This is a genomic window from Mycobacterium rhizamassiliense (assembly GCF_900157375.1).
GTDB lineage: Bacteria > Actinomycetota > Actinomycetes > Mycobacteriales > Mycobacteriaceae > Mycobacterium > Mycobacterium rhizamassiliense.
The window spans coordinates 4,098,410-4,116,451 of record NZ_LT721901.1; the positions used below are offsets into that span (position 1 = coordinate 4,098,410).

At 68.2% G+C, this 18,042-nt stretch carries 16 protein-coding genes and 1 pseudogene; 6 read left to right on the forward strand and 11 right to left on the reverse strand.

What is annotated here, in order from left to right; translation table 11 throughout:
• Window positions 1-200: 200 nt before the first annotated feature.
• Together MRAB57_RS19790 and MRAB57_RS19795 are read left to right on the forward strand one after the other, a co-directional pair.
• Complete coding sequence (locus MRAB57_RS19790; RefSeq protein WP_077088854.1) at window positions 201-851, forward strand: TetR/AcrR family transcriptional regulator; 651 nt, start codon at window positions 201-203, stop codon at window positions 849-851.
• 15 nt (window positions 852-866) lie between these two features.
• Window positions 867-2,072 (forward strand): cytochrome P450, encoded by a 1,206-nt coding sequence (locus MRAB57_RS19795; protein WP_077088855.1) that lies wholly within the window; start codon window positions 867-869, stop codon window positions 2,070-2,072.
• A 76-nt stretch (window positions 2,073-2,148) separates the two neighbouring features.
• Here MRAB57_RS19795 and MRAB57_RS19800 read toward each other — a convergent pair whose 3' ends face one another.
• The 5 genes and pseudogenes from MRAB57_RS19800 to MRAB57_RS19820 all read right to left on the reverse strand — a co-directional run bounded on the left by MRAB57_RS19800 (window position 2,149) and on the right by MRAB57_RS19820 (window position 7,757).
• Window positions 2,149-3,363, reverse strand: a complete 1,215-nt coding sequence (locus tag MRAB57_RS19800; RefSeq protein ID WP_077088856.1) for an MFS transporter — start codon at window positions 3,361-3,363, stop codon at window positions 2,149-2,151.
• Between the two features lie 33 nt (window positions 3,364-3,396).
• Window positions 3,397-4,953 carry a PPE family protein gene (locus MRAB57_RS19805; protein WP_077088857.1) on the reverse strand — a complete coding sequence of 519 codons (1,557 nt, stop codon included), beginning with the start codon at window positions 4,951-4,953 and terminating at the stop codon, window positions 3,397-3,399.
• A 170-nt stretch (window positions 4,954-5,123) separates the two neighbouring features.
• Window positions 5,124-6,113 (reverse strand): alpha/beta fold hydrolase, encoded by a 990-nt coding sequence (locus tag MRAB57_RS19810; protein WP_077088858.1) that lies wholly within the window; start codon window positions 6,111-6,113, stop codon window positions 5,124-5,126.
• 38 nt (window positions 6,114-6,151) lie between these two features.
• Window positions 6,152-6,891: pseudogene (locus MRAB57_RS19815) on the reverse strand (hypothetical protein).
• Window positions 6,891-7,757 (reverse strand): LLM class F420-dependent oxidoreductase, encoded by an 867-nt coding sequence (locus tag MRAB57_RS19820; protein ID WP_077088859.1) that lies wholly within the window; start codon window positions 7,755-7,757, stop codon window positions 6,891-6,893. Before MRAB57_RS19820 ends, MRAB57_RS19815 begins: the two are co-directional and overlap by 1 nt.
• 102 nt (window positions 7,758-7,859) lie before the next feature.
• On the opposite strand from MRAB57_RS19820, the gene MRAB57_RS19825 reads away from it, so the two are divergent.
• Together MRAB57_RS19825 and MRAB57_RS19830 are read left to right on the forward strand one after the other, a co-directional pair.
• A complete protein-coding gene (locus tag MRAB57_RS19825; RefSeq protein WP_077088860.1) occupies window positions 7,860-8,435 on the forward strand; it encodes a TetR family transcriptional regulator in 576 nt (191 codons plus the stop codon).
• The gene (locus MRAB57_RS19830) at window positions 8,432-9,697 is read left to right on the forward strand and encodes a cytochrome P450 (protein ID WP_077088861.1); all 1,266 of its coding nucleotides are present in this window, start codon (window positions 8,432-8,434) and stop codon (window positions 9,695-9,697) included. Before MRAB57_RS19825 ends, MRAB57_RS19830 begins: the two co-directional genes overlap by 4 nt.
• Here MRAB57_RS19830 and MRAB57_RS19835 read toward each other — a convergent pair.
• Window positions 9,684-10,496, reverse strand: coding sequence for an alpha/beta hydrolase (locus MRAB57_RS19835; RefSeq protein WP_077090708.1), 813 nt, complete (start codon window positions 10,494-10,496; stop codon window positions 9,684-9,686). The two genes, MRAB57_RS19830 and MRAB57_RS19835, sit on opposite strands and share 14 nt — an antisense overlap.
• 18 nt (window positions 10,497-10,514) lie before the next feature.
• Between MRAB57_RS19835 and MRAB57_RS19840 the strand changes: the two genes are divergently transcribed.
• A complete protein-coding gene (locus MRAB57_RS19840) occupies window positions 10,515-11,369 on the forward strand; it encodes a 5'-methylthioadenosine/S-adenosylhomocysteine nucleosidase family protein (RefSeq protein WP_216823751.1) in 855 nt (284 codons plus the stop codon).
• A 3-nt stretch (window positions 11,370-11,372) separates the two neighbouring features.
• On the opposite strand, the gene MRAB57_RS19845 is transcribed toward MRAB57_RS19840, so the two are convergent.
• Complete coding sequence (locus MRAB57_RS19845) at window positions 11,373-12,227, reverse strand: sulfurtransferase (RefSeq protein WP_077088862.1); 855 nt, start codon at window positions 12,225-12,227, stop codon at window positions 11,373-11,375.
• Between the two features lie 66 nt (window positions 12,228-12,293).
• Between MRAB57_RS19845 and MRAB57_RS19850 the strand changes: the two genes are divergently transcribed.
• Window positions 12,294-12,770 (forward strand): hypothetical protein, encoded by a 477-nt coding sequence (locus tag MRAB57_RS19850; protein WP_245835965.1) that lies wholly within the window; start codon window positions 12,294-12,296, stop codon window positions 12,768-12,770.
• A 112-nt stretch (window positions 12,771-12,882) separates the two neighbouring features.
• Here MRAB57_RS19850 and MRAB57_RS19855 read toward each other — a convergent pair whose 3' ends face one another.
• From MRAB57_RS19855 to MRAB57_RS19870, 4 genes are all read right to left on the reverse strand, one after another.
• Window positions 12,883-13,992 carry a glycosyltransferase gene (locus MRAB57_RS19855; protein ID WP_077088863.1) on the reverse strand — a complete coding sequence of 370 codons (1,110 nt, stop codon included), beginning with the start codon at window positions 13,990-13,992 and terminating at the stop codon, window positions 12,883-12,885.
• A 94-nt stretch (window positions 13,993-14,086) separates the two neighbouring features.
• Window positions 14,087-15,610 carry an FAD-dependent monooxygenase gene (locus MRAB57_RS19860; RefSeq protein WP_077088864.1) on the reverse strand — a complete coding sequence of 508 codons (1,524 nt, stop codon included), beginning with the start codon at window positions 15,608-15,610 and terminating at the stop codon, window positions 14,087-14,089.
• Window positions 15,603-16,235, reverse strand: coding sequence for a TetR/AcrR family transcriptional regulator (locus tag MRAB57_RS19865; RefSeq protein ID WP_077090711.1), 633 nt, complete (start codon window positions 16,233-16,235; stop codon window positions 15,603-15,605). Before MRAB57_RS19865 ends, MRAB57_RS19860 begins: the two co-directional genes overlap by 8 nt.
• A gap of 186 nt (window positions 16,236-16,421) precedes the next feature.
• Window positions 16,422-18,005 (reverse strand): Na+/H+ antiporter, encoded by a 1,584-nt coding sequence (locus tag MRAB57_RS19870; protein ID WP_077088865.1) that lies wholly within the window; start codon window positions 18,003-18,005, stop codon window positions 16,422-16,424.
• Window positions 18,006-18,042: the final 37 nt, after the last annotated feature.

The following is an 18,042-nucleotide window of genomic DNA, read 5'->3' on the forward strand; positions in this document are numbered from 1 at the left end:
GCGCGCCGCGCCTCCGGATCGAAGCGAAGTACCAGCCCGAATATCAGCACGATCAGGCCGAACAGCGTGCCGAGCATGATGACAGCGCCCATGGTGCCACCCTTTCGATGGTTTCGCCTTTAAGGTAGTGGATACTATCCTATGGAGATAGCGGATACTATCCCCACGACGGTCGACCGTTTCGACAGGAGTGAACAGCGGTGCCCCAGCGAGCAACCAAGCAGCCGGTTCCGGCTACGGTCGCGCGCCGGCCGCGTGGGGAGCCACGCAGGCTGCTGCTCGACGCGGCCCGGGCGCTGTTCGCCGGCCAGGACTATCGCAGCACCACGACGCGTGAAATCGCCCAGGCCGCCGGGGTCACCGAACACCTGCTGTTCCGCAACTTCGGTTCGAAGGCGGCGCTGTTCCGCGAGGCGCTCGTCGTGCCCTTCGTCAGCTTTGTCGACGAATTCGGGACGACCTGGAAGTCGGTGGTCCCCGAGGAGACCGACGAGGAGGAGCTGACCCGGCTTTTCGTGTCGCAGCTCTACGACGTGTTCGTCGAACACCAGGGTCTGCTGCTGACCCTGATGGCGGCCGAAAACCTTAGCGACGAGGAAAAGGCGGACGCCGGCATCGCCGAGATCCGCAGGGCCGTCACGGTGCTGGGCCAAATCAGCGTCGAGGGCATGCAATTGCGCGGGCTGCGCTCCGACCATCCCGACCTGCCTGCCCACTCGACGGTGTCGATGATCGCCGGCATGGCCGCCCTGCGTTCCACGTACTTCGGCAACGAACCACCGCCGCGGGAGGTGATCGTTGAGGAACTCGTCCAAGCCCTCCTGCACGGCTTCTTGCACCGCAACGACTGAGTTAGGGATCCGACCATGACAAGCCCGAGTGCCGTTGAGTTGTACTACGACCCGTTCGATGTCGAGATCGACTCGAACCCGTATCCGGTGTGGAAGCGGATGCGCGAAGAAGCGCCGCTGTACTACAACGAGAAATACAACTTCTTTGCGCTGAGCCGATACGACGACGTGGTGCGCGAGCTGCCGAACTGGGAAACCTACCGGTCCGGTCGCGGCACCACCGCCGACATCCTGTTCGCGAATATCGAAGTGCCACCGGGCATTCTGCTCTTCGAGGACCCGCCGCTGCACGATCTGCACCGCAAGCTGCTGTCCCGCGTGTTCACGCCGCGACGCATGCTGGCGGTGGAGGACATGGTGCGCGGGTTCTGTGTCCGCGAGCTCGACCCGCTGGTCGGCGGGAGTGGTTTCGACTTCATCCGCGACCTTGGCGCGATGATGCCGATGCGGACCATCGGCTATCTCTTGGGAATCCCGGAAGAGGACCAAGAGAAGATCCGGGACCAAAGCGTCGCCAACATCGAATTGTCCAGGGACAGTGACCCCGCCGCGGTCGATGCGAGTGTTTTCGCGAATTCCATCGCGTTGTTCGCCGAGTACATCGAATGGCGGGCCAGTAATCCGTCCGATGACCTGATGACCGAGCTGCTGCGGGCCGAGATCGACGAGCCGGATGGCACGCGGCGGCCCCTGTCGCGGACCGAGGTGCTGGCGTACACGGCGATGATCGCCGGCGCCGGCAACGAAACCACCGCTCGCTTAATCGGTTTCATGGGACAACTATTGTCCGATCACCCGGATCAACGCCGCGAACTCGCCACAGACCCGTCGTTGATCCCCGGCGCGATCGAGGAGACGCTGCGCTTCGAGCCGCCGTCGCCGGTGCAGGCCCGCTACGTCGCGCGCGATGCCGAGCACTATGGCCGCGCGATTCCCGAGGGGTCGTTCATGCTGCTGCTGAACGCGTCGGCCAACCGCGACGAAAGCCACTTCTCGGATCCGGACACCTACGACATCCACCGCGGCGGAAGCCATCTCAGCTTCGGGCAGGGTCTGCACTTCTGTTTGGGCTCGGCCCTGGCGCGACTGGAAGCACGGGTGGCCTTCGAGGAAGTCCTCAGGCGCTGGCCCGACTGGGAAGTCGACTACGCGAACGCCCAACGCGCGCACACCGCGAGCGTGCGCGGGTGGGCGCGCCTGCCGGTGGTTGTGGGGCAGTAGGACCCCCATTTCCGCCGAACGTGAAGTTAGTTTCACGCTCGAACTCCAGCGTGAAGTTAGTTTCACGTTCGAGGCGCTACACGGAGCGCGCCGGCCGCAGCATGCCCGAGGCGAGGACCGCGAACGCCATCCAGACCGCCGCATAGCCGAAGGCGACCGCGGGGGAGGCCACGGTGTAGAGCACGCCCGCGACGACCGTGGCCACCACGTCGCCGCCGGCCTGCACCGCCCCGAGCACGCCGAAACCGCTGCCGCGCAGTCGGTCCGGCAGCAGCTGGGACACCACGGCCGATTGGGTCGGCTCGGCCAGCCCGATGCCCGCCCCGGCGAGCGCAAAGCCCAATGCGATGACGAGCGCGCTGTGCGCGCCCGCCGCGAACACCAAGTAGCCGACGACGTAGACGGCCGCGCCCGTCGCGAATACCGCGCGTGGCCCGGCGCGGTCGTACCAGCGTCCCGCGACCAGCGACCCGACGGTGGCCACCGCGTTGTGCCCGGCGTAGATCAGGATCGCCAGCGAGGTCGCGGCGGTCACCGTCCGCTGCGGCGTGGTGAGCAGTTCGGTGGAGCGCAGGATCAGCAATGTCGTTGCAATATTGCCGAATTCGAACAGCGCGACGGGCAGCAATGCCCGCACCATGCCGGCATCGCGCAGCGCGCCGAAGTCGAATCGGCGCCCGGGTGCGCGATCCTCGGCCCGAAGCCGTTGGCGCGCTTCGCGTGCGGCTATCAGGATGGCCAGGGCCGCGAAGAGGCCGGGAATCGCGGCCAGGCAGAGGGCGGGCCGAATGCCTATCCAGGTGACGAGTCCGGCGGCTAGCAACGGCCCGAGCACCGCGCCGAGGTTGTCGCCGGCGCGCTCGAGCCCGAATGCCCTGCCGTGTGCCGATTCCGGGCTCAACGAGGACAGCAGCGCGTCGCGCGACGGCGACCGCACACCGCGGCTCATCCAGGCCAGGGCGCGCAACGCGCCGACCTGCCAGACCGTCGCGGCGATGCCGACGGCGCCGGTCGCCACGGCGGTGGCCAGGTAGCCCGCCGAGGTGATCTTTCCCCGCTGCTCGGGATGATTCGCCGGCGGCCCGCCGACCAACTTCATGACGCCGATCATGGCGTCGCTGATCCCGTCGATGACGCCGAGCGCCGCGGCGGAGGCCCCAAGCGTGCCGGTGAGGAATGCGGGCAGCACCGACGTGGTCACCTCGTGACCGGCATCCGAGAAAAAGCTCGTCGCCGCGACCGCCCCGACACCGGGGGTGAGCCATCGGCGATCGTCGTCAGCGTTTGTCACCGGATGGACATAACCACGACTGCGTGCGGGACGCTAGCTCCCGGGCAGCATCGGGACGGTAGGTCCCCGGCCGAAGTTGTCTCCGGCCAGCGTGGTCAGGCCGGCTACGGGTACTGCACGGGACGTGCCTGCCGGCTCGTCGGACTCCATGTATTCGTAACGGCGACCGGGCATTTCGGCTCGCCTGCGCCGCCGCGCCTTCGTCGGCTCTCGCGGCGTCGCGGCGGCCGCGGGTATCTCGGCGCTCTGGGCCTCGGGCGCCGTCCTACCCTTCGCTTTGGCGCTCGCCGAGGCCTGGGATTCCAGCGCGGACACCCCCACCAGGTAGGAAAACGCGAGACTCTCCGCACCGGTGACCGGGCCGGACGGCGTGGGCGGGATCGGGGGATGCGCGCCGGCGATGGGCGTGGCGGCAGGTGCGTGGGCCGGAGCCGGCGGTGTATGCGACATCGGCACCGGTACCGTCGACGACGGAGTCCCGATGGGCATGACGTGGGGCGCGGGGACCATCGGGAGCGGTACGACGCCCGGAACCACCGGCGGCGGCAGCGCGGCGAGCCCGGCCAGACCCGAGAGTCCGGCCGCCGCGCCGGCGGGCATCGCCACCCAGGGGGCGGCCAGCCCCATGGTGTAGATCGGGTTGCTGAGCAGGAACGCCGGTATCGCCAGGGGATTGTTGAGCACCAGCCAGATCAGATACATGGTCCGGTGGATGACGGATTGGGCGCCGAGATACAACAGCGCCTCCATGAACTGCACGGGGTTGCTCGCGTAGTTCGACAGCATCGCTTCCATGCGCGGGAGCAGCATCGCCAGGCTCGGATGCACCGACGGGGTGCTGGGCGAGAAGGGGTTGAAGGGGAACAGGTCGTTGAGCAACTCCTGAAGCGTGGTGGGCAATTGGGTTCCCATGGGCCCGGTGGGATTTCCCATCCCCATGCCCGAGCCGCTACCCATACCCGACCCGCTACCCATGCCCGAGCCACTGCCCGTACCGGAGCCGTTGTTCATGCCCGACCCGTTGTTCATCCCCGAACCCGAGCTCATGTCCGCGCTCATGATCTGCGGGGCCGCCATGGTTTCCGGGGACGCGGTCACCGCCGCCGTCGCCACCGTCTGGTACGCGGTCATGGTGGTGGCGGCCTGCACCCACATCCGCGTGTAGTCGGCTTCGTTGACGGCGATCGGGATGGTGTTGATGCCAAAGAAGTTCGTCCCCAGCAACGCCGCGTGCATGGCGTGGTTGGCCGCCAGCTCGGGCAGCGTCGGCATGGTGGCCAGCGCAATGGTGTACGCCGTCGCGGCGACCTCCTGCTGCACCGCCGTCGCGGCGCTGTCGACGCTGACCTGTTGCAGCCACGCGAGGTACGGCGCGTGGGCGGCCACGTATTGCGCCGCGCTCGGACCCTCCCACGCCCCGGCTTGCGCCGCAGCCAGCAAGTCGGCGAGTTCGACTGCGGCCGAACTGTATTCGGCGCTGAGCGAATTCCATGCGCTTGCGGCCGCGATCAGCGGCCCGGGTCCGGGCCCGCTGGACAGCAACGCCGAATGCACTTCCGGCGGGAAGGCCATCCAAATCGGCGCAGTCAAACGCTAGGCTCCTTTCGGGCAAGCCCACCGTCAAAGTGGAGTAACCGAGACAGACCCGGGGCTGGCGGGTAAGCGGTTCGTAGCCGCGAGCCTAAGCGAAGGTGAACGCTGGAAATAGATTCATGGGTGTCCTGTACGCAGACCCACAGGCATCCGCAAGTTATCGGCCCCTACGAGGCGCTTTGGTCCACCAGCACCGCGCCGTCGGGCTGGTTCCCCAGCGTCTGCAGCGGGATGTCCTCGCCCTGCGCGGTCAGCCGCACGATCTGGGCCAACTGCCCTGGGGCATCGCATTGCACGTAGTGGTCGGCGCCCGGGATCACCCAGTAGCGGTTTCGCCCGGGCTTTTCCTTCAGGTACGCCTGCCAGATGTGGTAGGGGACCCGCAGCGGCGCCACGTTGTCGTGCAGACCCCACACCACCGTCGTGTTGACGGTGCTCTTGGAAAGCGTTTCCAGCCAACTGGTTTCGTCGGCGGCGCGCTCGTTCAGGTACTGGATCGTGTCGGGCAGCACCCGGATCCCGTCGTTGTGGGCAAAGCACTTGGCCAACGCGGCGATCTCCGGATCGTCCAGCGTGCGGCGGGGCATGAACGTACTGGCGCCCATGCCGGCGGCCAGCATCTCGGGCGTTGTTGCCGCCGCGGTGGCCCTGGCGGTTGCGGGGTTATGCAACGCGGTCTGGAACGCAGTCAGGTTGGACAGCGGAAGGTAGATGTTGGCGTTCGTCAGGATGAGGTCGAGCGGTGCGACGGGCGGATCCTGGGCCGCCAGCATGGCCACCGCGATCATGCCGACGCTGCTGCCGCGGTCGTGGGTGAGGATGCGGAATCCGGTCAGGTTCCACACCTCGGTGATCGCGTAGACCAGCAGGCGCGCATCGTCGTACAGGGAGTAGACGTATGGCTCAGGTGGTTTGTCGGACAGCCCGTAACCGGGGAAGTCCAGCAGGTAGATGTCGAACTCGGAGCTCAGTTCACCCGCCAGGCCGAAGTAGTCGATGCTCGACGTCGGAAAGCCGTGGACGAGCACCAGCGGGGGCGCGCCCGGCGTTCCGCAGCGGCGGCTGAAGACCCCGACTTCCTGCCCGCCGTTGGCTCCCGTAGTTGACCGCCAACGAAGTTCGGTTGCGCCTTTTTGCCACTCCGCGAAGATGTCCAAGCCGTCAGCATCTCAGAGACCAGCGCGGTGGACAACGGTCAGCCCGGCCAGGCGTCCCAGCCGATCATCGTCCGCAGCGGGCCGGCGAAGACGGGCCGCACGGCCCCCGACCGCCACCGCTCTTCGACCAGCGCAGCCAACGCGGCGGTCGTCGCCAGCGGGTCGGCGTCGAGGTAGACGACGGTGATGTATTGGTGGTCGGTGCGCCACCCCTTCGGCAGGTGGCTCCATCCCGCGCTCGAACCGAACGTCCACGCGCCGGCGGTACCGGGCGCGGCGAGCAACGCCGGGTAATGCTCGGCGTGCAGCCATTGCAGCCACTCGTCGGAACGGCCGTCGGTGGGTTCCTCGACGATCAGCAGGATTCCGCGGCTCGGGCGGAACGGCACGACCTCCGGCGAGATCAACGCGTGCGGCGCCGCGTGCCACTGCAGCAGCCGCAGTCCCGCCACTTGCAGCGACGGCCGCATGACGGGGAAGCGGCCGTTCTCCCGCAGCGCGCGGCCGAGGGCCACGAAGTCGTCGAAGGTCTGTTCCACGGGATCACCGACGAGGTAGTGCACGACGTTGCCGACGTCGGACAGCGGCCCATTCGCGGCCAACCGATGGTTCGCGTAGTCGCCGTCGGCGATCCACCGCAGCCCGTGCACGATGCCGGGCAACTGATACTGCTCGGGCATGTGGTCCAGCAGGTGCCAGCGCAGATAACTGCCTTGAACATCCGGGTCGTCGGCCGGGCCGTCGCGGTGATGCTGAAAACGCCGGCCCGGACGCGAATCACGCGGGACCCCCGGGTGGATGCAGCTCGGCCAGCGCCTGCAGGCAGTCGAGGTAGTGCCGCAGCGACGTGTGGCGGAACACCGCGCTGATGATGGTGGCGCCGTGTTCGGCCGTCTCGCCGAGAGCGTCGCGGGTGGCCTCCGGCTCGTCGATGGGGTTCAGCAGCGCCGGCGGTGGCAGCACGACCTCGAAGTCCGGCCGAAGATCGAAGCGGCCCAACCACTCTCGCACCTGCTGCAGGCTCACGCCGAAGGGCGCCCAGCCGTCGGCCAACGTCGCGGCCCGGCGCAGCGAGCGCAGCGTGCGCCCGCCGATCCAGATGGGGACGCGATCCTGGACGGCGCAGGGGTCGACGACCATGCCCTCGAACGAATAGAACTCGCCGTGATAGGCGGGCTCGGGGACGGACAGCGATGCGCGCAGCGCCCGCAGCGCGTCGTCGCCGCGCGCCCCGCGGTCGTCGAACGGGGCGCCGATGAGGTCGAATTCCTCCTTGAGGCTGCCGACGCCGACGCCGAGGATGAGCCTGCCGTTGCTCACGGTGTCCAACGTGCCGTAGCGCTTGGCGATCTCGAGTGGGTGGTGATAGCCGAGCACCAGCACGTTGGTGGCCAACCGGATTCGCTGGGTGCGCGCGGCCAGATAGCCGAACGTCGCCAGCGGATCCCAGTAGCGGGCACCCCGGCGTTCCTGCTCGACGGCGGGCAGCGCGATGTGCTCGCTGCAGGTGAGGTGGTGGTAGCCGAGTCGATCTGCGGCCTCGGCGATGTGGGCGAGGTCCTCGATCGAGGCCGTCTTCTCCCAGCCGCCACTGGCCCACGGGAACATCGTCACCACGGGTGTCGCTACCGACAGCTTTGCCATTGCGCGGATCTTACCCAGCTTCGTCTTGACGGCGACGGGCTGCTAGCGGGTAGATTCTAACAATGATCGAATATCTTCGAACACCGATCGAATCCGACTGAGATGGCCGTCGCGAGTAAGGCGGGACTCAAACGCACGTACGGCGAACTCGACCGGGCCGAAGTGCTGGCCGCGCTGCGCACCGTGGCCAAGCGTGTCGGCGTAGACCGGGTGACCATGCGTGAGCTCGCCGCGGAACTCGGCGCCGCCGCGCCCTCGGTCTACTACCACGTCCCGGGGAAACGCGCCGCGATCGAGCTGCTCGCCGAATCGGTGCTGTCGGAGATCCCGTCGCCGCCGGATGGCCCCTGGCCATCCCAGATCATCGAATTTTACTGCACGGCAAGGGAAACCATTCTCGACGTCCCTGGCGTGGCGGCGATCCTGCAGACGATCAGCGGGAACGAGCCAGCTCGCCGGCTGGATCGGCTGAGCCGTTCGCTGCTGCGCGAGGCCGGATTGGCGAAAGCCGACGCGCTCGCCGCCCACGCCGTGCTGTACACCTACCTGCTGGGCTCGATAACGCTGGAGGAGTCACGCGCGGTCGCCGGGGCGCCGCGCGGCAAGCGGATGGCCGCCGCGGCGTTTCGCGCCGGGCTCGACGTCATCGTCGCCGGCATCAAGGGCTCCGCGCAGTGAGCGGCCCGAGGCCCAACGTGGTGGGGTCGCTGGTCGTCGAGAACCAGCAGAGCTCGGCCGATCGCGACGCCGCGGCGGTGCTGGACCCCGATACGTTCGTTGCCGGCGCGCCGTTCGACGCGTTGGCCCGGCTGCGGGCGGATGCGCCCGTGCATCCGGTGCAGCTGGCCGGGGTACCCCGAGCGTGGCTGCTGACGAAGCACGCCGACGTGCGGCTGGTCAGCCGCGACACCGACACCTTCACCAGCAGCAAGGGCAACACCTTGGTGGAGGTCGAGGCGGGCCCGGACTCGGCGCTGCTGCCGGGCATCGACCCACCGCGCCACGTCCACTACCGCAAGCTGATCAACCAGGGTTTCACCGTGCGCAACGTGCAGCGGCTGGAGCCGCGGATGCGGCAGGTCGCGCGCGACATCGTCGCCGACATCACCGCCAAAGGCGAATTCGACGCCGTCCCAGACATTTCCGCCGAGATGTCGCTGCAGGTGATCGCTGACGTCCTGGGCGTGCCCCGCGAGGACCGCATGGAGGTCTTCCGCTGGAGCAACGCCATCGGCAGCCTGGGTATCGAAGATCCCGACTACGCCCCGTCGCCGGAGGCCCTGGGCAAGGCCGCGGCCGAAATGTTCTCCTATTGCAACGAATTGGTCGCCCACCGGCGCAAGCACGGGCTGACCGACGACATCCTGTCGGCGTTGTTGGCCGCCGAGGTGGACGGCGAAAAGCTCAACGGCGATCAACTCAACGAGTTTTTCCTGCTGCTGGCCATCGCCGGCAACGAGACGACGAGAAACACGCTGAGCCACGGAATCCTCGCGCTGTCGGAGCATCCCGAGCAGCAGGCGCTGCTCGCCCGCGACCGCGAGGCGGTCAAACCCGCGGTCGAGGAACTACTGCGCTGGTCGACTCCGGTGCTGCATTTCCGGCGCACCGTCACCCGCGACGTCGAAATCCGCGGCCGCGAAATCCCGGCCGGCGACTGGGTATTGCTGCACTACCTGTCGGCCAACCGCGACGAGGAGGTGTTCGGGCGGGCGGACGAATTCGACGTCACCAGGCCCGACGCCGGCCATGCGGCGTTCGGTGGCGGGGGAGTGCACTTCTGCCTCGGCGCGCAACTGGCCCGCCTGGAGCTACGCGTCATGCTCGAGGAGCTGTACGCCAACGTGCCCGACCTGCGGGTGATCGGGCCGCCGGACCGGTTGCGCTCGTCGTTCTTCCACGGCATCAAGCGCCTGCCGTGCAGCATCACCCGAGGTTGACTCGCTCTGTCACGGAACGGTTTTCGAGCCAGGAGTACATGCGTTCGGCCACCGGCTGCCACCCGGGATCGAGCATCATGTCGTGGCTCATGTCGGAGAAGAATTCCGCGTCCGTCCCGTAGGCCGCGGCGGTCGAACGGACCTCCCGCGGGGTGAAGCAGACGTCGTTGTCGGCGCCCAGCACCAGCAGCGGGGCGGTGATACGGTCGGGCTTGGGTAGGTTCGGCCACAACATGTCGATCACGATCTTCGGCGCATACTCCTCACCCAGCAGCGCGGTGTAGCGCCGCACCTCGTCCTCGGGCGCCGACGCCGCAAAGAAGGTCTCGCGGGCCAACTTCGGCGTGCCACCCACGCCGCGCAGCGACCGTCCCCGGGCCAGCTCGATTCCGGTGTACCACGGGTGCCGTTGGAACCTGCGCAACAGGAATCCCGCGATCCCGCTCTGCGGCGCGGGGGCCACCAGCACGGCGGCCGGGGCCTCGTGCGATTCCAGATACTTCTGCACCACGTAGCCGCCCAGGGAATGACCGACGACGATCGGGGGCTCGGGCAGGGCTTCGGCGACGGATGCGACGTCGGCGACGAAGTCCGCAATCGAGCAGAACCGCTTGAACTTTGGCGGCGGGCTCTTGCCGTGGCCGCGCAGGCTCAGCGCCAGCGATCGGTAGCCCTTTTCGGCGAAGAAGTCGAGGAAATGCTCGTCCCAGCACCAGGCCCCATGCCAGGCGCCGTGCACGAAGAGCAGCGGCGTCTTACCGGACTCGTGCCGCGGTGCCCTGTCGATTACTTCGAGCATGAGCGACACTAACTTCTTGTGAGCCCGGATGGAGCCGAACGGCGCACGCTCGTGCTGGCAGCGTTCCCGGCGGAGGCCGACGCGGTGCTGTCGCACACCACGCTCGACCCCGGCCCCGTGGTAGTCGCGGACCGTCGGCACTTCTACCTTGGCTCGATCGGTCGGAAGAAGGTCGTCGTGGCGATGACCGGCATCGGCATGGTGAACGCGACCGACACCACCGAGGTCGCGCTGGCCCGGTTCAGCGCCATTGATGCCGTGGTCTTTTCGGGTGTGGCCGGCGGTGGCGCTCGCGCCAGCATCGCCGACGTGGCCATCCCGGCGCGGTGGACCCGGGACCACGGCAAGACATTTCATCCGGTGGACCCCGGCATGCTGTCCGCGGCGGCGGCGACTTCCGCAAAGCTGGGAAGCACCAGCGGCCGGTGGATCGACTTGCGACGCGAGCCGCAATTGTTGGTCGGCGGCGACGGTTGCAGTTACGACAACCACAATGGGCGGGCGTTCCCCGCTATCCCGTTCGGCGGCAGCGTCTTTGGCTGCCAACCGCGAACCGCGCCCGATCGCTCAGGTCGATACGCCGGCAATTTCTTTCGGGCGGCCTGGCCCTGGCTGAGGCACGGGCTGGTGAGCAACATGAGCATCGCGCTGGCCGGTGACCCGGCCTTCGACGCGACCGACAACGAGACCGCCGCGGTGCAGGCCGTCGCGGACGCGCATGGCGTCCCGTTCCTGGGGATCCGCGGCATCTCCGATGGGGCGGGCGATCCGCTTCGTCTGCCGGGCTTTCCGTTTCAGTTCTTTGTGTACAAGCGCATCGCGGCCGACAACGCCGCGCGGGTGACGGCGGCGTTGCTGCGAAGCCGGGCCTAGCCGCTATTCGGGACCGCGGGCAATCGCGCCGTCCGGGTCCGAACTCCACTCCGACCACGACCCCGGAAACAGGCTCGCATCCCGGCCCGCCGCGGCCAGCGCGGCGACGACGACGCTCGCCGTTACCCCCGAGCCGCAGTAGGCGCCGAGGGGACCATCCGAATCGATGCCGCGATCGGACAACAGCTGGTCGAGCGCGTAGTCGCCGAGGAAGGTGCCGTCGCTGGCCAGCACGGCGGTGCTCGGCAGGTTCTTGGCACCGGGAATGTGGCCGGCCCGGGAATCGAGGGGTTCCGCATCGCCCCGGAAGCGTTCGGGTGCTCGCGCGTCGAGCAGTGTCCTGCCGCCGGCGCCCGCCTGCTGTGCCGTCAGGGTCTGGCGGGCTCCGGCATACAAATCATCCTGCGGCACAAAGACATTCCCGGGCTGCGGTTCGACCGGGTCCGTTTCGACCGCATGCCCAGCCGACTGCCACGCGGTCAGGCCGCCGTCCAGGATCCGCACGTTCGTCAGCCCGGCGGCGGTCAACACCCACCACGCGCGCGCCGAACCGGCACGATTCCAGTCGTCGTAGACAACCACCAGCGAATCCTGCCCGACACCCCAGCGCCGCGCGGTGGCTTCCAGGCTGCGTCCGCTGGGCAAAGGGTGGCGGCCGCGGCCGGCGATCGTGTGATCGCTGAGGTCGTCGTCGAGGGACACGTACACCGCGCCTGGAAGGTGACCCTGCAGGTAGGCGGGCAGCCCGTCGGGCTCGTCGACGCGCCAGCGCACGTCGAGAATGCTCAGCGGTTCGCCGGCTTCGATGGCGGCGGCCAGCTCGGTGACGGTGATCAGCACCTGATCGCGTGCTTCCATGCGCTCGAGCCTAGTCGTGGCGGTCAATACGTTTCCTGTCAGCAAACGAAGGCGTACTGTCCTGATATGCCACAGCAAACTTCGAGGCTGATCGCATCCGGGCTGGCGTCGGGTGTCGCTTTGGCTGTGCTGCCCGCGATTCCGGCCGGCGCGGTACCCAACACCAAGTGCACGCTGAGCACCCCGGTGCAAGAAGTGCAGAGCAAGTCCCAGCTACCGCCGGAACTGCTCAAGCTGCTGCCGCCCATCGCCGACATTGGCGCGCCGTTCAATTCGACCGATTCGGTCAGCGACCCGAACGCGCCTTTCCGGCGGCTGATCCGCGCCGGCAGCCGGGGCGCCGACTGGTTCATCTGGTACGAGCACGGCGGTGTCGGCTACTCCTGGCACGCGGTCGTCGCGCGGGTCGTTCCGGGCAATGCGCCCACCGTGCTGGCGAATGCGGACACGATTTCGGACACGCTGTGCGCCGTCACCGACGGCGCTTTTGCGGGTACCGTCCCGCCCTATCCGCAAGGGGCGCGAGCCGTCTCCGACTTCTAGGCCGTCGGCCCGCTTCCGGTTGCGCCGAACGTGAGCGTAGCGCGAAGAATCGCCCCAAATTTCGCAGTGAGTGCACGTTGGGCGGTGCAGGGGCGCGAGCCGTCTCCGACTTCTAGGCCGTCGGCCCCAGCGTCGCCAGCATGCCCGCGGCCGCGCGCTGCCAGGTGAATGTCTCGGCGCGGCGGCGCGCGGCGATGCGGCGGTGGAATTCGGGCCTGCTGATGACGGTGCCGACGGCGTGGGCGATGGCCTCGGGGTGATTGTCGGCCGAGGCGCCGCTGTCGGGGGTGATGATCTCGGTGAGCGCCGAGGTGCGCGAGACCACGGCCGGTGTGCCGCAGGCCAGCGATTCCAGCGCGGCCAGGCCGAACGTCTCGTGTGGGCCCGGCGCGAGCGTGACGTCGGCCGACGCGAGTAGCGCCGCGACCGTGTGTCGTTCGGAGACGAAGCCGGTGAAGTCGATCGGCAGCCCGGCGGCCTGCCGCTGCAGCTTGGTGCGCATCGGGCCCTCGCCCACCACGACCAGCCGGGCGTCGACGCCGAAGTCGCACAGGGCGGCCAGGGCGCCGATGCTGCGATCGACGCGCTTTTCCACCGACAGCCGGCCGCAATGCACCAGCAGCAGCTGCTCGGGCGTGGCCAATTGACGGCGCACCGAATGCGAGTGCCGGCTCGGGTGAAACGTCTTCAGGTCCACGCCCAGCGGCACGGTCACCACGTTCGTGGCGCCGATGCGGTCGAACTCCTCGCGGGCGAACCCGGTGGTGCACACGACGGCGTCGTAGTCGGCGGCGGTGCGGCCGTTGGCGAAGTCGGCGAGGCTGCGCGCCGTGGGTCCCGGAAGTATCTGTCCCGCAAGGCGATCCAGGCGCTCGTGCGAGATCATCACGGTGGTGGCGCCGTGTTCGCGGCCCCACCTGCCCAGGGACCGCAGCGTGAGCCGGTCGGAAACCTCCAACGCGTCTGGCTGCAGGGCTTCCAGTAGCGCCTTGACGGGACCGGGCATCACCGCCCGGTATCCGCCGGTGAAGGGAATCAGCCAGGCGGGCATGGTGATTCGCACGACACCCGTGGGCAGCTGGGCGCGTTCGGGGCGCGGGCCGGGGACGATCAGGAAAACCGCGTGTCCGCTGGCGCAGTATTCGGCGCCCAGCCGGTCGACAGCGGTGCGCAGCCCCCCGGACCGCGGGCCGTAGAAGTTAGCGACCTGTACTACGCGCATCTTTCGAGGACACGCGGCGCTCGTGTGCAGTCAACGATGCCGGACTGACGCGTGCCTGAACAGTCCATGAATTCCGGCTCAGTCGGTGGTGCGGCTACGCGGCGCGCGACGGCCCGAACCAGCGCTCCAGCGCCGCACGCAGGGCCGCTTCGGCCGCCGGGTCGAATGTGTCTGCTGCCCAAGCGACGTAGCCGTCGGGGCGGATCAGCATCGCCACGGCGAGCCCGTCGCCGATAGTGGCGCCGACGGTGTCGACGCGATCTTCCCAGCCGCGTACGGCCGCGGCCACGCCGCCGTCGAGATCGAGCAACACCGGACGCCCTTCGTGAAGAAGTTCGGCGACCCGTCGGCCGTCGTCGAGCGTCAGGTCCGGGACGAGCCGGCCAGACAAGCGATGGTCGTCACCCACGTCGTATCGCACGTCGGCGCCCGCCAGCAGTCCGGCCATGCGCTGTTGCACATCGGGGCTCGTGAAGAGTTCGCCCAATAGTGTGCGCAGCGCGGTGACTTCGGGTCCCGACACCATGAGCGCGGTCTGCGCCAGCGAGTGCATCATGACGCGCAGGCCCACCGGGTAGCGCTCGGACTGGTAGGTGTCGAGCAATCCGGCGGGTGCGGTGCCGTTGATCTCGGCCGCCAACTTCCAGCCGAGGTTAATGGTGTCTTGCAGGCCAAGATTCAGGCCGGGGCCGCCCATCGGGCTGTGCACGTGCGCGGCATCACCGAGCAACAGGACCCGGCCGTCGCGGTAGCGCTCGGCAATGCGGGTGTTTTGCCCGTTGATCCGGCGAAGGGCGTGCGGGCCTTCGTCTTTCGGTTCCTCGAATGGAAACTCCACGCCGAGGATGCGGTGCGCGCTTTCGCGCAGTTCGGTCAGGGTCATCGGCACTTCGTCGACTGGAGGGCTGAATTCGATGGTGCCGAGCAGTGAACGGCCGGGCTCGAATTCAGCGAAGATGAGCCCGCCGCGGTCGAGCCGGGTGTGACCGAAGGGGAGCGTGCCGTGCCCCGGAATGTCGACACCGCCGTCGGTGCGGCGTAGCTCGCCGGGAACGTGCACATGAGCGAGTCGGCTGACCGTGGGCGCGGTGCTGCCAGGGAAGTCGATGCCCGCGGCTTTGCGGACCAGGCTGCGTCCGCCGTCGGCACCGACGAGGAAGCCGGCGTCGATCGAGTAGTCGCGCTCCGGCGAAGATACCGACAACCCAACGGATTCCGTGCTCGGCCGGATATCGGAGAGCCCATGGCCCCAGCGCAGGTCCACGCCGAGGTCGCGCGCCCGCTTTTCCAGCAGCCGCACCAGCCGGGGCTGCTGGATGGGCAGCATGTACATCGGATTGTCGGGCACACCGAGGAAATTCAGCGTCATGGCCGCGAACCTGCCCTGGTAGGCGGGCCGGGGCGGGTCTTCGTCGCCGGTGAACGTCCGATACAGCCCGCGCATGTCGAGGGCGCGAATGATCTGTCCGACAAGGCCGTTGGCCTTCGGCTCCGGACTGGGTCCGGGCAGCACGTCGAGGACGACCGGCCGCACACCGGCCAATGCCAGCTCGCAGGCCAGCAGCAACCCGTTCGGCCCGGCACCGGCGATCACGACGTCGGCGCGTTCGTCAGCCATGGTGTGTCTTCTTTCTGGTGGGTTCGGGCAGCCCCGCGCTGACGGAGGCGAAGCCCGAGCGGATGAGCGCGGTGATCGGCACCGGGGGATCGGCCCGCACGTACGCGTCGGCCGCCGCGTCGCCGACGGCGCGGACGACGGCCATGACCAGTCGCGGGTACAGGTCGCGGTCGGGATTCGTCCCCGTACGTTCGGCGATCACGTGCAGGAATTCTTCGAATAGGTCGTGCGGCACGGAGTTTCGTACCTGCGGGTGCATGACAAGTTTGCGCACCTCGACGAGTTCCTGGCGGGTGGGGGCCCGGTTCTCGTCGCCGTGGACATCGCCGAAGTCCACTTCCAACGGCGTCAGCACGGCATGCGTGATCGCCGTCCACAGCGGCTCGTCGGCGGGCTGCTCGCGAAGTATGGCGATGCTGCGACGCAGGCGTTCGGCCTGCCGGTAGGCGAGCGCCTCGTATTTGCCGCCGAAGTAGTTGGTGAATGTGCGCAGCGAGACTCCCGCCAGGCCGGCGATGTCTTCGCGCGTGACGTTGTCGAGTCCACGTTCGAAGGCCAGGTTCAGCGCGGCGTCGCTGAGCGCGCGCCGGGTGTCGGCCTTCTTGCGTTCGCGCAGTCCAGTCATGACGATCAACGTACGCTAAACGTGCCCAGTGGGCAATATTGCTCGTAGGGCAAGTTGTGGAGATGCGGCCGCCTGCGGGTGTGCGTTTACGGCGTTGAGCGGCTAAGGCGGCGACACGCCGAGAAACGCCGCCCGGGACGCACACTCAAAGCCAAGGGGCGGCGCGAAAGACGAACGCGCCGTTAGCTATCCGGCGGGGTCGAGCAGCTGCACCTCTTCGAGGTCCATCTCGCTTTGCAATTCGCGCAGCACGATGTCGTCGATGACCCGCTGATTGCGCAGCGCGGTGATGGCCTGGCGCTTGTGCTCGAGCACACCCAGACGGATCCGGCGCACCAGGTCGTTGTGGTCGGCGAGGTCGGTGGTCGACCCGTCGTCGTTCTCCTCGATGAGTGCGGCGTGCTCCTCGTATTCCTTTTGCAAGCGCGCCAACATCTTTGGGCTCGCTCCGAGCTCGTTGGCGACTACGGGCAGCGCCTCGATGGCGGCCTGGCTCCCGCGGCAGCGGGCGATCTGCAGTTCGCGTTCGTAGGTGGCGTCTTCGGGCATGTGCGCCCAGCGGACCACCGCGGGCAGCGTGATGCCCTGGACGATGACGGTCACGAGGATGACGACGATCACGACGAAGATCAGCAGGCTGCGGTCCGGGAAAGGATTGCCGGACAGCGTGGTCGCCGGGACGGCGAGCGCCGCTGCCAGCGACACGGCGCCGCGGAATCCGGCCCACGCGGTGACGAAGCGCTGGCGCCAGGGGACGCGGCGCTCTCGCTGTGCCTCGCGGCGGTCGATCAGACGAAGCAGCAGGGTGGTGATCTCGCCCCAGAAGATGCGGGACACGATGACGACGCCGGTGACGGCCAGCGCGATGAAGAAGGCGTGCTTCAGGCCGCCGTCGACGTTGGCGGTGCCGTGCACCGCGCCGGGGATCTGGACCCCGACGAACACCCACAGCGAGCCGTTGATCAGGAACGTTGCCACGTCCCAGAAGCCCCAGGACAACAGCCGCGAGCGCGCGCGGATCACCAGCGGTCCGGAGTACGTCAGCACCAACGCCGACACCAGGACCGCGACCACGCCGCTGCAATCGAAAGCCTGGGCGAGCAGGAACGCGGCGAACGGCGTCAGCAGGCTGATCGCGCCTTCCTCCTGCGGCGCGTCGAGTCGCTTCCGCGTCAGGGTCACCAGGCCCCCGACCAAGAGGCCGGCCAGGATGCCGCCGCCGTAGGAGGTGATGAAGCGCAGCACGAGATCGGGCGGGGCGATCTCGGCCCCACCGACCGCGACGTGCACGGTCACCGCGAACAGCACCAGCGCGGTGCCGTCGTTGATCAGACTCTCGGCACGCAGCACGGTCAGCGAGCGGCGCGGTAGCCGTTTGGCCAGACCGGCGACGGCGGCGGCGTCGGTCGGGGAGAGCACCGCGCCCAGCACCGCGGCCGCGTGCGGTTCCATGCCCAGCGCCCGTGCGGTCCACGACACCGCGACGGCCGTGACGACGACCAGGATGACGCTGAGGAAGATGATGATCCGCAGGTTCGCGCGGATTTCGCGGATGCTGGTGTTGAGGCCCTCCCAGTACAGGATCGCCGGCAGGAACAGCAGCAGCACGATCTCGCCGTTGATGTGCACGTGGCCGAACGCGGGGATCAGCCCCAGCAGCGCGCCCAGCACGATGAGCAGCAACGGGGGACCGACCCGATAACGCCGGCCCAACACGGTTCCGACGATGACCGCCGACACAAGCGCAACGATGAGTTCGAGCCCAAACACTCGACCATCTTTACTTACAACGTGTTGCCGTGCCTCG

Bases quoted from the DNA above. Each gene is read 5' to 3' on its own strand.
- MRAB57_RS19795 (WP_077088855.1), top strand. From the start codon at position 867: ATGACAAGCCCGAGTGCCGTTGAGTTGTACTACGACCCGTTCGATGTC.
- MRAB57_RS19820 (WP_077088859.1), bottom strand. From the start codon at position 7,757: ATGGCAAAGCTGTCGGTAGCGACACCCGTGGTGACGATGTTCCCGTGG.
- MRAB57_RS19825 (WP_077088860.1), top strand. From the start codon at position 7,860: ATGGCCGTCGCGAGTAAGGCGGGACTCAAACGCACGTACGGCGAACTC.
- MRAB57_RS19835 (WP_077090708.1), bottom strand. From the start codon at position 10,496: ATGCTCGAAGTAATCGACAGGGCACCGCGGCACGAGTCCGGTAAGACG.
- MRAB57_RS19845 (WP_077088862.1), bottom strand. From the start codon at position 12,227: ATGGAAGCACGCGATCAGGTGCTGATCACCGTCACCGAGCTGGCCGCC.
- MRAB57_RS19850 (WP_245835965.1), top strand. From the start codon at position 12,294: ATGCCACAGCAAACTTCGAGGCTGATCGCATCCGGGCTGGCGTCGGGT.
- MRAB57_RS19855 (WP_077088863.1), bottom strand. From the start codon at position 13,992: ATGCGCGTAGTACAGGTCGCTAACTTCTACGGCCCGCGGTCCGGGGGG.
- MRAB57_RS19860 (WP_077088864.1), bottom strand. From the start codon at position 15,610: ATGGCTGACGAACGCGCCGACGTCGTGATCGCCGGTGCCGGGCCGAAC.
- MRAB57_RS19865 (WP_077090711.1), bottom strand. From the start codon at position 16,235: ATGACTGGACTGCGCGAACGCAAGAAGGCCGACACCCGGCGCGCGCTC.